This window comes from Pseudobacter ginsenosidimutans (assembly GCF_007970185.1).
Classification (GTDB): Bacteria; Bacteroidota; Bacteroidia; order Chitinophagales; family Chitinophagaceae; genus Pseudobacter; species Pseudobacter ginsenosidimutans.
The window spans coordinates 7198949-7213102 of sequence record NZ_CP042431.1 but is presented as its reverse complement, the minus strand read 5'-3'; the positions used below and the strand labels follow the sequence as shown (position 1 = coordinate 7213102).

The following is a 14154-nucleotide window of genomic DNA, read 5'->3' as shown; positions in this document are numbered from 1 at the left end:
CCAATAAATAAAATGCCTAATTTTAGTCGCACCAAACTCCGATCCAAATAAGTTATATGAAAAAAATCACTATTGCGTTTGCGTTGTTTGTCTGCTCATTTGCAGCTATAGCCCAGACGATGCCTGCGATCATTCCGCAGCCTGAAACGTATACCCTTCAAACGGGTTCCTGGGAACTGAATGCACAGAGTCGTATCGAAGCTACCGGTAAAGAAGCTTTCCGCGTGGCTGAACTGCTGGCAGCACAACTGCGCCCTGTTACGGGGTATGGACTGCCGCTCGCCAATGGCCTTACCAAAACCATCAAAACAAATCTCATTGCTCTTGAGCTCAATTCAAAAGAAGATGCTGCATTGGGTAAGGAAGGCTATTCATTACAGGTGAACAACAAAGGCGTATTCATCAAGGCCAATCAGCCTGCCGGTCTTTTTTATGGCGTGCAAACGCTCCTGCAATTATTCCCTAAAGAGATCGCTGGTAAGAGCCTCGTCAAAAAAGCCAGCTGGAGCCTGCCGGCCCTCAGCATTTCCGACAAACCAAGATTCGGCTGGCGCGGACTGATGCTGGATGTGAGCCGTCACTTTTTCACCAAGGCTGAAGTGAAGGAATTCATCGACAATATGGTGAAGTACAAATACAATCTTCTGCACTGGCATCTCACAGACGACCAGGGCTGGAGGATCGAAATAAAATCATTGCCCAAACTTACTACCGTAGGCGCATGGCGTGTAGACAAGACCGGTACATGGGGCACTTTCAGCAGGCCCGAACCGAATGAGCCCAAAACTTATGGCGGTTTCTATACGCAGGAAGATATCAAAGAGATCGTGCAGTATGCCGCCGACCGTTTCGTGAATATCCTTCCCGAAGTGGATGTACCTGGTCACAGCAGCGCTGCTATCGAGAGTTATCCTCAGCTTGCCAACTTCCCTGAGAACACACGCGTGAACTCTGGTGAGAAACTGATGAACTGGCTCGGTGGCGGAAAATTCACTGCCATCTATGATAACAGTCTGAACCCGGCAGGAGAGTTCACTTACGAATTCCTGGACAAAGTGTTCACTGAAGTAGCGGCGCTCTTTCCCTTCGAATACATACATATGGGAGGAGACGAGTGCGCGAAAAATTTCTGGGAGCAGAGCGATGCAGTGAAACAACTCATGCAGAAAGAGAATCTGAAAGACATGCATGAAGTACAAAGCTATTTTGTAAAACGTGTATCGAAGATCATCAGTGCTAAGGGTAAGAAGATGATCGGTTGGGATGAGATCCTGGAAGGCGGCCTGGCGCCGAATGCAGCTGTGATGAGCTGGCGTGGTGTGAAAGGCGGACTGGAAGCCATCAAGCTTGGTCATGAAGTGGTGATGAGCCCCAATACCAATGCGTATATCGATTTCATGCAGGGCGATGCCAGCATTGAGCCTCCGGTATACAGTTCGCTCAGACTGAAGACTGCTTACGAAATGGAACCGGTTCCACCCGGCGCTGATCCAAAGCTGGTGAAAGGCGGACAGGCAAATCTATGGACAGAACAGGTGTACAACACCCGCCATATGCAATACATGGTTTGGCCCCGCGCATTTGCCATTGCTGAATGTTTGTGGAGCCCGAAAGAAAAAAGGAACTGGAATAATTTCGTATCCCGTACTGAATCACATTTTGATCGTTTCGATGAAGCGCAGATCAAATATGCTCCGAGCATGTACGATGCCATTGTGAAACCAGTATACGATACAACTTCCAAAGTGCTGAAGGTTGATCTGAGTACAGAAGTGGAAGGACTGGATATTTATTACAGCTGGGACAATTCTTTCCCGGACCGTTATTATCCCAGGTATACACAAACGCTGGTAGCACCTAAAGATGCTTCAACATTGAAAATAATTACTTATCGCGGAAAGCAGGAAATCGGCCGTATGATGGTGATTCCTGTTGCTGATCTGCAGAAACGCGGCGCCAAAAAATAATACTAGTGATCCTTTTGCAAAAAAATATAAAATGGAAATGCAACGATGTGTTTTCATGCAGTGTCAAAACTGCTGAACGCAAGGAGAGCGTTCATTGGTATTTTGCTTAGGGGTTATTACCAATTATGTCTACGCAGGGTCTTCCATCCGTCTTTTTTGGAAGGCCCTTTTTTTATTTGTACACTCTTACATAGTCAATTTCCATCCTGGCAGGGAATACAGTTTCATCCACTCCTTTTTGTCCGCCCAGGAGCCGCCCACAGCGATATTGAGCAGCAAATGGAATTTCTTATCGAAGGGCCAGGCATCATTGCCCGTATGTTCATTATGGAAAGTGAAATAGGTTTTATTGTCTACACTTATACGAATTGAATCTGCATTCCAGTCCACTGCATACACGTGGAATTTCTCTGATGCATCGGGAACGGGAATGGTATCGCCTTTTTGTGTGCCGATACTATGATAATATTTCTTCGTATGTACGGTACCGTGAATAATGCCCTGGTTATAGCCAACATGTTCCATGATATCGATCTCACCATCATCAGGCCACCTGGCGGTATCCGTACTGGCAAGCATCCAGATGGCAGGCCAGGTGCCCCTGCCCCTGGGTAATTTTGCGCGTACTTCGATCCTTCCGTATTGCCAGTCGCCTTTTCCTTTCGATATAAGTCGTGTGGAAGTGAAATTCCTGCCTTCAAAATTTTCCTTGCGCGCTTCGATCACGAGTTTTCCATTTTCGACCCATACATTTTCTTTCCTGCCTTTGGTATAGAACTGCCATTCATCGTTGCCCCAGCCATGGCCGCCTACATCGTAGCTCCATTTGCTGGAATCCGGCAGGCCGGTATAATTGAATTCATCGGCCCAAACGGGCTGTGGACCGGAGGGTACTGTAGGAACAGTCTGTGCGCTGGATACCGTGGAAATAGCTATTGCAGCCATCAGGGATAAGAAAAATTGCCTGGGGTTCATGATAATATTTTTCGCTTGACGTCAGTAATATTAATAAATTCTATCGGGCCTGCTTATGAACGGTTGTTAAAATCATCGCAAAAAAAATATTTTGCGGTTAACATGATTCCTGTATTTTTGCCTCGCAATTATGAAATTCAGCACTACACATATCCATCATCATCATACTTACCTGCGCAGGTAGGCCGATGGTGTTGTGCATATGCCAAACAATATTCAAAGGGCTTACCACTGGTAAGCCCTATTTTTTTGCTCATTATCCAAACCAATCAAAATGGATCAGACTAAACTCCGCATCGCAATTCAGAAATCAGGCAGGCTGTATGAAGACTCAGTGCAGCTGCTGAAGGAATGCGGTATCGACCTGCGCAATGTAAAAGACAGGCTGAAGACGGAATCAGACAATTTTCCGCTTGAAGTGTTCTTTCTTCGTGATGATGATATTCCCCAATATGTGGAAGATGGTGTGGCTGATATTGGTATCGTGGGCGAGAATGTGCTCCTGGAAAAGAACAAGCAGGCAGCCGTGGTGGAAAAACTGGGATTTGGTAAATGCCGTCTTTCTGTTGCCATTCCCCGCGCCATGGAATACGAAGGCGTGGCCTCTCTCCAGGGAAAACGCATCGCTACCAGCTATCCTTTCCTGGTGAACAAATGGCTTAATGAAAACCTGGTGCAGGCGGAGATCCACGAGATCAGTGGTTCGGTGGAGATAGCTCCCGGTATTGGCCTGGCCGATGTAGTGGCCGATCTGGTGAGCAGCGGATCAACACTTTTCATGAACGGATTGAAAGAAGTGGAATCCATTCTGCAATCGCAGTCTGTACTGATCAAAAATAATGGACTGGGCAAAGAGCAGGAGCAATTGCTGGAGCGTTTACTTTTCCGTATTCGCGCGGTAAAAAAAGCAAAACGCAACAAATACGTATTGATGAATGCGCCGAATGATAAACTGAAAGCGATCATCAGCCTGCTCCCGGGAATGCGCAGCCCAACTGTGCTTCCACTTGCTGAAGAAGGATGGAGCAGTGTTCACAGCGTACTGAGCGAAGACAGGTTCTGGGATATCATCGAAGAACTGAAAGCCGCCGGAGCCGAAGGCATTTTGGTAGTTCCCATCGAAAAAATGGTGAATTAAAAAACTGTAATCATGAAAATCTATCAATACCCGGATCTGGCTCAATACCCGTCTCTACTGCAAAGGCCCGTGGCCGATGCCGCATCGCTGGAAGCTACTGTGCGCAGGGTGCTGGACGATGTAAAAAGAACGGCGATGCAGCCGTGGTGCACTACACTTTTCAGTTCGATAAAGCGCAGCTGGATTCTTTACAGGTTCCTGCTGCAGATTTTGAGGAGGCTGAACAATTATTGTCCGCTGAACTGAAACAGGCCATCCTCACCGCGAAAGACAATATCTCCATTTTCCATAGCAAACAGGTTTCCGCTCCTGAGATCATCGAGACCATGCCCGGCATTAAATGCTGGCGCAAAAGCGTGGGCATAGAACGCGTGGGACTGTACATTCCCGGCGGATCTGCACCGCTGTTCTCCACCATCCTGATGCTTGGCGTTCCTGCTTCGATTGCAGGTTGCCGTGAGATCGTTCTTTGTTCTCCTCCTGATCAGAATGGAAAACTGCACCCTGCAATTTTGTTTGCTGCAAAAACTGTTGGAGTAACAAAAGTATTCCGTATTGGCGGGGTGCAGGCTATTGGCGCAATGGCTTATGGTACAGGATCTGTTCCGCAGGTATACAAAATATTTGGCCCAGGTAACCAATACGTGACCTGCGCCAAACAACTGGTGCAGCAGGAAGGACTTGCCATCGATATGCCTGCCGGCCCGAGTGAAGTGGCTGTGTATGCTGATGAAACGGCGCCACCAGCCTATATTGCGGCAGACCTGCTCAGCCAGGCTGAACACGGGGCAGACAGCCAGGTATTGCTGGTGACATGCTCCGAAAAACTGGTAAAGCAGGTAGAACAGGCAGTGAATGAACAACTGAGCGCATTGCCGCGCAAAGAGATCGCTGCAAAGGCTTTAGAGAATAGTAAGCTGATAGTTGTTCGAACGGAAGAAGAGGCCATGGGTCTCCTCAACGCCTACGCTGCCGAGCACCTGATACTGAGTTGCAGCAATGCCGAAGCGCTGGCCGAAAAAGTGATCAATGCCGGTTCTGTTTTCATCGGTAATTATTCTCCTGAAAGTGTGGGGGATTATGCCAGTGGCACCAATCATACCCTCCCTACTAACGGATATGCAAGAGCGTACAGCGGTGTGAGTGTAGACAGTTTCGTGCGCAAGATCACTTTCCAGCAATTGAGCAATGATGGACTGCAGCGCATCGGCCAGACCGTTATTGAAATGGCGGAAGCCGAAGGTTTACAGGCCCATGCTAACGCCGTGCGTGTTCGATTAAAATAATTTCTGATCCACAATTCCCATATCATGAGCTTTAATCTCGATGATCTGTTAAGACCGAATATCAAGAATCTCGTTCCATATTCTTCTGCCCGCGATGAATTCAAAGGCGAAGCCAGCATCTTTCTCGATGCCAATGAAAACGCTTACGGCAGCCCACTCACGAAGTGGTATAACCGCTATCCCGATCCGCTGCAACTGAAAGTGAAAGATAAACTCAGCGAAGTGAAAGGTGTACCAGCCGGCAATATCTTCATCGGCAATGGCAGCGACGAATGTATCGATATCCTCATCCGTGCATTCTGCGAACCGGGTAAAGACAATATCATTATTTGTCCACCTACCTACGGAATGTACGAAGTGAGCGCCAATATCAATGATGTATACATCAAGAAAGTGCCGCTCACGGCTGATTTTCAGCTCGATCTTCCTGCTATCGAAGAAGCGGTGGACGACAATACCAAGATCATCTTTCTTTGCTCTCCCAATAACCCTACAGGGAATTCGCTCAACCGTGAAGACCTGGAAGTGATCCTCAACAATTACTGGGGCATCATAGCGCTGGATGAGGCCTATATAAATTTCTCACGTTTCCGGAGCTTCACGCAGGAGCTGGAAGATTATCCCAACCTGGTGGTGATGCAAACGTTGAGCAAAGCCTGGGGACTGGCGGCGCTGCGTGTTGGACTGGCTTTCGCTTCAGAGCCTATTATCAACGTGATGAACAAGGTGAAACCTCCCTACAATATCAACCAGGCATCGCAGGAACTGACCCTCAAAGCGCTGGAAGAAGTGGGAATGGTGAACGATATGATCCGCGAGATCGTAACACAGCGCGGCGTATTGGAAACTGAATTAGCCAAACTGCCTGTTGTACAAAAGATCTATCCTTCCGATGCCAATTTCCTGCTGGTGCGCGTAACGGATGCGAAAGGGATTTACAAATACCTGGCCGATAAGGGAGTGGTGGTGCGAGACAGAAGTTCCGTTACCCTTTGCGAAGGTTGCCTGCGCATCACGGTAGGAACAGAGGCAGAAAATAAAGCTCTATTGGCATACTTGCAAAGCTACTTGGCATAAATAGTGGATTCTGGCCAAAACATTTAATTTTAAGACATTCAATCAAAAAGTCTGTAAAAAAATGAATGCGATCTTAAAAATACTGCCGTTTGCCATGCTGCTTTCCGCGCAGGTTTTTGCCAGTGATTCAACTCGTGTGAAAAAAGGAAAACCGAAAGAAGAGAATGGCGGCATCACGCTGCCCAAAGGCTTCAAGGCCCTGGTGGTGGCCGATAATCTCGGTACTGTGCGGCATATCGTTGCGCAATCCAATGGCGATATCTATGCAAAGCTGGACCGGGTGAAAAATGGAAAAGGTATCCTTCGTCTCCGCGACACCAATAAAGATGGCGTGGCTGATGAGATCTCCGGATGGGGCAATTACAGCGGTACCGGAATTACTATCAAGAACGGATACCTGTATGCATCATCCAACACTGATGTGTACCGTTACAAACTCAATGAAAAAGGTGATGTGATCGATACCGGCAAAGCCGAGAATATCATAACGGCATTGATCAACCGAAGAACGCACAATACCAAATCCATCGTGCTGGATAATGATGGAAATATCTATGTGAATATCGGTTCGCCATCCAACGCCTGCCAGATCACAGACCGCACAGTTGGTTCGCCTGCAATGGATCCTTGTCCTTTGTTGGATTCCACCGGCGGTATCTGGCAGTTCAAAGCCGATCAGACGGGTCAGTCCTATCACAATGGCGTGAAGTATGCTACCGGAATCCGCAACGTGGTTGGCCTCGATTGGAATCAGACCACCAATCAGCTTTACGCCATGCAGCATGGCCGCGATATGCTGAACACGCTCTTTCCATCCATGTACAACGAAGAGCAAAGCGCAGAGCTGCCTGCGGAAGAATTGCTGCGCATCAGCAAGGGCGATAATTATGGCTGGCCCTATTGTTATTACGACCAGTTCCAGCAGAAAAAAGTACTGGCCCCTGAATATGGCGGCGATGGGAAAAAACAGGACAGGTGTGCAGGCATGAACAAACCCATCTATGCATTTCCCGGTCACTGGGCGCCCAATGCATTACTGTTTTACACCGGTAACCAGTTTCCGGAAAAATATAAAAATGGAGCATTCGTAGCCTTCCACGGTTCATGGAACAGGGCTCCGAGGCCGCAGACAGGCTACTTTGTGGTGTTCCTTCCCATGAAAGATGGAATGCCCAGTGGCGATTACGAGATCTTTGCCGATGGATTTGCCGGTGAAAAGATCGATCCGAAAAATGCGCGCTTCCGTCCTTGCGGACTGGCGCAGGGGCCCGATGGCTCGCTCTTTATTTCGGATGACAAGAAAGGCAGGATCTGGAAAGTGACTTACAGTAACAACTAAAACCGTTCCCATGAAGAAAGTAGTATTCGCAGCAATCGCGGGGATCGGACTGGTAATACTGATGGCCGCACAGACAAAGCCCGCGCAAACCAAACCAACACAGACAATACCCGGGCAGACAAAGCCCGCCGCCATAGCAAAAAAGACAATGACCGATGGAAAGAAAGTGTACGATACTTACTGTCTTGCCTGCCACCAGGCAGACGGAGGTGGCGTACCAAGACTGAATCCGCCATTGCAACGCACCAGTTTTGTGCTGGGTGATAAAAAAAGACTGATCGAAATTGTGTTGAAAGGAATGAATGAAGAGATCGAGATCGATGGGGAAGTGTACGACAATAATATGTCGGCTCACAATTTCCTTACCGATCAGCAGGTAGCCGATGTGCTGACCTATGTCCGCAACAGCTTTACCAATAAGGCCAGCGCGGTAACTCCAGCAGAAGTAAAAACAGTGCGGAGTAAGCTGAAGTAAGTATTTTTGAATTCGATATGAAAAGGATTTTATTTATAGACCGTGATGGCACGCTCATCAATGAAGCGCCGCCCACCTATCAACTGGACTCATTCGATAAGCTGACTTTCTATCCCAAAATGTTTGAGTACATGGGGAAGATCGCCAGGGAACTGGATTATGAACTGGTAATGGTAACCAACCAGGATGGTCTGGGTACTGACAGTTTTCCTGAAGACACTTTCTGGCCGCTGCACAACCTGGTGATGAAAAGCCTGGAAGGTGAGGGGATTCACTTCAGCGCTGTGCATATCGATAAATCATTTCCGGCAGATAACCTGCCTACCCGCAAGCCCGGTACCGGTATGCTCACGCAGTACCTAAACAATCCCAATTACGATATCGAAAATTCTTTCGTGATCGGAGACCGCATCACCGATGTGCAACTGGCCAAGAACCTTGGCTGCAGGGCCATCTGGCTGAATGGCGATGCCAGTCTTGGCGCCGCCGAGATCAGTGACCAGGTGGCTGCGTTGCAACCAGTGATCGCGTTGGAGTCTGTTGATTGGGCGGAGATCTATTCTTTTCTCAAACTCGGACTGCGCCAGGTAGTGCACGAACGCAATACCAATGAAACGCAGATCAAGATAGAGCTCAACCTCGATGGAAGAGGCAAGGCGCAGATCTTTACAGGTCTTGGTTTCTTCGATCATATGCTGGACCAGATCGCACGACATGGGAAAATGGATTTGACTGTGCGGGCCAATGGTGATCTGCATATCGATGAGCATCATACCATCGAGGATACGGGCATTGCGCTGGGCGAGGCTTTTGCGCTGGCGCTGGCAGACAAGCGTGGCATGGAGCGTTATGGATTTGCTTTGCCAATGGATGATGCCGAAGCTAAAGTGCTGATCGATTTCGGAGGACGCGCCTGGATAGTTTGGAATGCAGAATTCAAACGCGAGCGCATTGGTGAAATGCCAACGGAAATGTTCTTCCATTTCTTCAAATCATTCTCCGATGCGGCGCGCTGTAATTTGCAGATCGAATGTCATGGAGACAATGAGCATCACAAAATAGAAGCTATTTTCAAGGCATTTGCGAAAGCCATCCGGATGGCCGTGAAACGCGATCCGATGAGCAATCATCTGCCGAGCACGAAGGGAGTACTGTAAATAAGTTTTGTTTCCAAATTTTTGATCATGGTTTTTGAATGTGTAAAATGCGATTTAACCGTAAAAGGAGAATTGGTAGCAGAATATTCGTATTCTCTGGACGATATTTTTTTTGAAAAAACTAAATACACTATTCTGAAATGCCCACAATGTTTTGGACCGGCAATCGTAAAATCAGAAGGAGAATTACAGCGGGACGGTGATTATGATTGGAGGCGTTCACAAATATTCCCTCAGGAGGAGTTCCATGTAAATCCTGCAATACCTCAAAAGCTAAGGGATGCCTTATTGGAAAGCCTTAAATGCTATAGAGGAAAGTCATTTACGGGAACTGCAGTAATGTGTAGAAGGACTTTAGAAGGTTTTTGCAGGGAAAAAGATATAAATGAAAGTAATTTATTAAAAGGGCTCCAAAAGTTGAAAGAGAATGGAGAGATCAATGATCAGTTGTATGAATGGGCAGATCAACTGAGGCTGACCGGCAATGAAGCGGCTCATAACATTGATAGTGTCTTTACCGCTGAGGATGCAAAAAATATTGTTGAGTTTACCATTGCAATACTTGATTTCAGTTATTCTTTCAAGGATAAATTTTCAAATTTTAAAAACCGGATAAATCGGTAAAAGTGCTGAAATAGTGTAATATTGAGGAAATTCAAAAATAATTTGCACATTCCAAATCAATAATTACTTTTGTAGCTCATGATCAAACAAATTCAAAATATTCAGTGGTGGTGGCATACAAACTCTAATCGGGGCTTGTAACACTACTATTGTATATTTATAACAATACTCAAGGGCCTCGATTTTTAATCGGGGCCCTTTTCTTTTTTTTCAATACCTGAATCTCGATATGAAACAAATCACAGTTCAAACGAAATGCAAGAAGATGCTGGCGGACGTGTTCACGCCAGTAGGGATCTACCTCAGGCTGAGAGACAGGTTCCGGGATACCGTGCTCCTGGAAAGCACGGATCACCACAGCTCAGAGAACAGCTACTCCTTCATCTGTATCAACGCCATCGCAGGCATGGAGATCAGTTCCACCAAACAGCTGGAATTGAAATGGCCCGGACAGGCTCCTGAAAAGCAGGCAATCAAGAATGTACAGGATGTGCCCAATATCCTCTGGGATTTCATGAAGCGTTTTACCATGGCGCCTTCTGAAGTGAAGGAAGCGAAATATGCCCAGGGTTTGTATGGTTATACCACTTTCGATGCTGTGCAGTTCTTCGATACACTGCAGCTGAAATCAGCAAAAGAAATGCCTGCCATCCCTTTCATGCGTTATCGTTTGTACCAGTACGTGATCGTAATCAATCATTATAAAGACGAGCTCTTTCTCTGTGAGAACCTGATAGATGGACTCGAGAGCGATACCAATGCAGTAGAATCATTGATCCGCAGCAAGGATGTGCCCGTGTATCCTTTCAAGGCAGTAGGTGAGGAAACCAGCAATATGGAAGACGAAACCTACCGCAATATGGTGAAGGAAGGCATTCAGCACTGCTACCGCGGCGATGTGTTCCAGATAGTGCTCAGCCGCCGCTTCGAGCAACAGTTCACCGGCGATGAATTCAATGTATATCGCGCCCTTCGCTCCATCAACCCATCTCCCTATCTCTTCTTCTTCGACTACGGCGATTACAAACTACTCGGCTCTAGTCCCGAATCACAGATACTTATTCAAAACGGCAAAGCCATCGTTCATCCCATTGCCGGCACTTTCAAACGCACCGGCGATGATGAAACCGATCAGCGTGCTGCACAGGAACTCCTCAAAGATGCCAAGGAAAATGCAGAACATGTAATGCTGGTTGACCTGGCGCGCAATGATCTCAGCAGGGTATGTGATGATGTTTCGGTGGTACATTACCGTCAGGTACAATACTACAGTCATGTTATCCATCTTGTGAGTGAAGTGAGTGGTAAAACGAGAACTGATGCCAATCCTTTCGAACTGATGGCAAAAACATTTCCGGCAGGCACGCTCAGCGGTGCGCCCAAGTTCAAGGCCATCGAACTGATCGATGGGCTGGAACCCACCAGCCGCAGCTATTACGGCGGCGCCATCGGTTTCATGGGCTTCGACGGCACCTGCATCCACGCCATCATGATCCGTACATTCTTTAGCAGAAATAATACGCTGTACTATCAGGCCGGAGCAGGCGTTGTTGCTGCCAGCAAACCTGAAAGCGAATTGCAGGAAGTGAACAACAAACTGGGAGCGCTGAAAAAAGCCATCCTGTTTGCAGAAGAGATCGCTCAATAATTAACCAGTAAAACATTCCTTGTGAAAATATTAGTTTTCGATAATTACGACTCATTCACTTATAACCTGGTCCACCTGGTAGAGAAGATCCTGCACCAGCGTGTTGACGTGGTGCGCAACGATCAGCTGCCGCTGGAACGCGTGAAAGAATATGATAAGATCATTCTTAGTCCTGGTCCTGGTATTCCGGAAGAAGCAGGAATGTTGTTACCGCTGATCAAAGAATACGCTTCCAGCAAATCCATACTGGGCGTATGTTTGGGGCATCAGGCCATCGGTGAGGCTTTCGGCGGGAAGCTGGTGAACTTAAGTACAGTGTATCACGGAGTGGCAACGCCGGTGAATATTCTGAAAAGAAGTAAAAAGGATCTATATGAAGGTTTGCCGGATACTTTTGAAGTGGGCCGCTACCATAGCTGGGTGATCAGTGAGGAAGGATTTCCAAAAGATATCACTATCACAGCGCGTGATGAGAACAATTATATCATGGGACTGCAGCATAACATGTACGATGTACAGGGAGTACAATTCCATCCGGAAAGTGTGCTCACGCCGCTGGGCGAGACCATCCTGAGAAACTGGTTGAAGCAATAACAGCGTCATCAACCAATTTTTGAATCAGTGAAAAGATAATTATGAAAAAGATCTTAGAACAATTATTCGCACATAAATCCCTGACTCGTGCTGCTGCCAAAGAAGCGCTGGTAGGCATCGGAAAGGGAATGTACAATGAGCATGAGGTTACTGCCTTCATGACGGTTTACCTTATGCGCAGTATCACCATCGAAGAGTTACAGGGCTTTCGCGATGCGCTGCTGGAGCTTTGTGTTCCTGTTGATCTCAATGGCCATGAAACCATCGATATCGTAGGTACTGGTGGTGATGGAAAGAACACTTTCAATATTTCCACTTTGAGTTGTTTTATTGTTGCAGGCACCGGACAGAAAGTGGCCAAGCATGGCAATTACGGAGCCAGCAGCATCAGTGGCGCCAGCAACGTGATGGAGCAACTTGGTTACAAATTCAAGAACGATAAAGACAGTCTGAAAAGGGAAGTGGAGGAAACCAATATCTGTTTCCTGCATGCGCCGATGTTCCATCCTGCATTGAAGACCGTAGGGCCCATCCGCAAGAACCTCGGCATGCGCACATTCTTCAATATGCTGGGGCCGATGGTGAATCCTGCTTCTCCGAAATTCCAGCTGGTGGGCGTTTACAGCCTGGAAATGGCGCGCGTGTACAATTATCTTTTGCAACAGGGCAGCAGCGCTTTCACCATCATTCATGGCCTGGATGGTTATGATGAGATCTCCCTCACCAACGATACCAAAGTGATCACCAATAAAGGTGAGCAGATCATGACGCCGGAACAACTGGGCAAACGCGCCGTAACGCCTGCCGATATCTATGGCGGCAGCAGCGTGGAAGAAGCGGCCAAACTCTTTACAAAGATCCTGAAAGGCGAAGGCAGCTGGGCGCAGAATGCTGTTGTACTGGCCAATGCCGCTATGGCGTTGCATTGCACCGGCAATCATGCCACTTACGAGCAGGCCTATGCGTCCGCAGTAGACAGCCTGGAAAGTGGAAAAGCATACAATACTTTCAAAAAACTGATCGCTCTTCAATAAGCAATAGTCATGAATATTCTCGATACCATCATCGCACACAAAAGAACAGAAGTGGCGGCGCGAAAAGCAGGGACGCCTGCTTCAGCGCTGGAAAAACAGGACGGGTTCAACAGGAAGGTTTTAAGTCTGAAAGAATTCCTGCTCAATGATGCACGTACGGGCATCATCGCGGAATTCAAAAGGAAGTCGCCTTCAAAAGGACTGATCAATGGAACAGCGGACGTGGTGGAAGTAACATCTGCCTATGCGAAGCATGCATCCGGCCTCAGCGTGCTCACCGATGAAAATTTTTTTGGCGGCAGTACTGCTGATCTGATCGCGGCACGCGTGAACCAGATTCCTATACTGCGCAAGGATTTCATCGTGGATGAGTACCAGATCCTGGAAGCCCGCGCCATGGGCGCCGATGTGATTTTGCTCATTGCCGCCTGTTTAACCCCTGAAGAAGTGAAACGGTTGGCTACCTTTGCAACGCAGCTCGGCCTCGAAGTGCTACTGGAACTGCACGACGAAGAAGAACTGGCGCATATCTGCGATGAAACCATCCTGGTTGGGATCAATAACCGCAACCTGAAGACTTTCAAAGTGGATATCGAAAGGAGCCTGGCCATGGCCCGGCGCATCCCGGATAACAGGATCAAAATTGCCGAGAGCGGGATCAGCGCCGTGGAAAATATCCTGTTGTTCAGGAACAATGGATTCAGAGGCTTTCTGATAGGTGAGAATTTCATGAAAGCTGCCGACCCTGCCAAAGCCTTTGAAGATTTTGTACAGGAGCTGAAAGCAGCAAAGGCCCCGTGAAAACAGATCGCTTGCCGGATACAACCTTAACACTTAAAA

14 protein-coding genes are annotated in these 14154 nt (G+C 47.6%); 13 read left to right on the top strand and 1 reads right to left on the bottom strand.

All coding sequences use genetic code 11. The features are described 5' to 3' along the window. Window positions 1-56 precede the first annotated feature (56 nt). Window positions 57-1967, top strand: a complete 1911-nt coding sequence (locus tag FSB84_RS28140; protein ID WP_130543794.1) for a beta-N-acetylhexosaminidase — start codon at window positions 57-59, stop codon at window positions 1965-1967. Window positions 1968-2153: 186 nt separating this feature from the next. Here FSB84_RS28140 and FSB84_RS28135 read toward each other — a convergent pair whose 3' ends face one another. Then, on the bottom strand, window positions 2154-2942 hold the full coding sequence (locus tag FSB84_RS28135) for a glycoside hydrolase family 16 protein (protein ID WP_225979912.1): 789 nt from the start codon (window positions 2940-2942) through the stop codon (window positions 2154-2156). A 274-nt stretch (window positions 2943-3216) separates the two neighbouring features. On the opposite strand from FSB84_RS28135, the gene hisG reads away from it, so the two are divergent. From hisG to trpC, 12 genes are all read left to right on the top strand, one after another. Continuing rightward, on the top strand, window positions 3217-4080 hold the full coding sequence (gene hisG / locus FSB84_RS28130; RefSeq protein WP_130543792.1) for an ATP phosphoribosyltransferase: 864 nt from the start codon (window positions 3217-3219) through the stop codon (window positions 4078-4080). 12 nt (window positions 4081-4092) lie between these two features. Beyond that, window positions 4093-4326, top strand: a complete 234-nt coding sequence (locus FSB84_RS31315; RefSeq protein WP_225979911.1) for a hypothetical protein — start codon at window positions 4093-4095, stop codon at window positions 4324-4326. After that, window positions 4224-5366 (top strand): histidinol dehydrogenase, encoded by a 1143-nt coding sequence (hisD, locus tag FSB84_RS28125; protein ID WP_225979910.1) that lies wholly within the window; start codon window positions 4224-4226, stop codon window positions 5364-5366. Before FSB84_RS31315 ends, hisD begins: the two co-directional genes overlap by 103 nt. 24 nt (window positions 5367-5390) lie before the next feature. Then, window positions 5391-6443 carry a histidinol-phosphate transaminase gene (gene hisC, locus FSB84_RS28120; protein WP_130543790.1) on the top strand — a complete coding sequence of 351 codons (1053 nt, stop codon included), beginning with the start codon at window positions 5391-5393 and terminating at the stop codon, window positions 6441-6443. Between the two features lie 61 nt (window positions 6444-6504). After that, window positions 6505-7782: a PQQ-dependent sugar dehydrogenase gene (locus tag FSB84_RS28115; protein ID WP_130543789.1), complete on the top strand. Its 1278-nt coding sequence runs from the start codon at window positions 6505-6507 to the stop codon at window positions 7780-7782. Between the two features lie 10 nt (window positions 7783-7792). Next, window positions 7793-8257 (top strand): c-type cytochrome, encoded by a 465-nt coding sequence (locus FSB84_RS28110; protein ID WP_130543788.1) that lies wholly within the window; start codon window positions 7793-7795, stop codon window positions 8255-8257. A 17-nt stretch (window positions 8258-8274) separates the two neighbouring features. Continuing rightward, window positions 8275-9414, top strand: a complete 1140-nt coding sequence (hisB, locus tag FSB84_RS28105) for a bifunctional histidinol-phosphatase/imidazoleglycerol-phosphate dehydratase HisB (RefSeq protein ID WP_130543787.1) — start codon at window positions 8275-8277, stop codon at window positions 9412-9414. A 27-nt stretch (window positions 9415-9441) separates the two neighbouring features. Continuing rightward, complete coding sequence (locus tag FSB84_RS28100; RefSeq protein ID WP_130543786.1) at window positions 9442-10038, top strand: DUF4145 domain-containing protein; 597 nt, start codon at window positions 9442-9444, stop codon at window positions 10036-10038. Window positions 10039-10267: 229 nt separating this feature from the next. Beyond that, complete coding sequence (locus tag FSB84_RS28095; RefSeq protein ID WP_130543785.1) at window positions 10268-11686, top strand: anthranilate synthase component I family protein; 1419 nt, start codon at window positions 10268-10270, stop codon at window positions 11684-11686. A 21-nt stretch (window positions 11687-11707) separates the two neighbouring features. Beyond that, window positions 11708-12280 (top strand): anthranilate synthase component II, encoded by a 573-nt coding sequence (locus FSB84_RS28090; protein ID WP_130543784.1) that lies wholly within the window; start codon window positions 11708-11710, stop codon window positions 12278-12280. 41 nt (window positions 12281-12321) lie between these two features. After that, entirely contained in the window at window positions 12322-13314 is a 993-nt protein-coding gene (gene trpD / locus FSB84_RS28085; RefSeq protein WP_130543783.1) for an anthranilate phosphoribosyltransferase, read from the top strand. Between the two features lie 9 nt (window positions 13315-13323). Then, window positions 13324-14115: an indole-3-glycerol phosphate synthase TrpC gene (gene trpC / locus FSB84_RS28080; RefSeq protein WP_130543782.1), complete on the top strand. Its 792-nt coding sequence runs from the start codon at window positions 13324-13326 to the stop codon at window positions 14113-14115. Window positions 14116-14154: the final 39 nt, after the last annotated feature.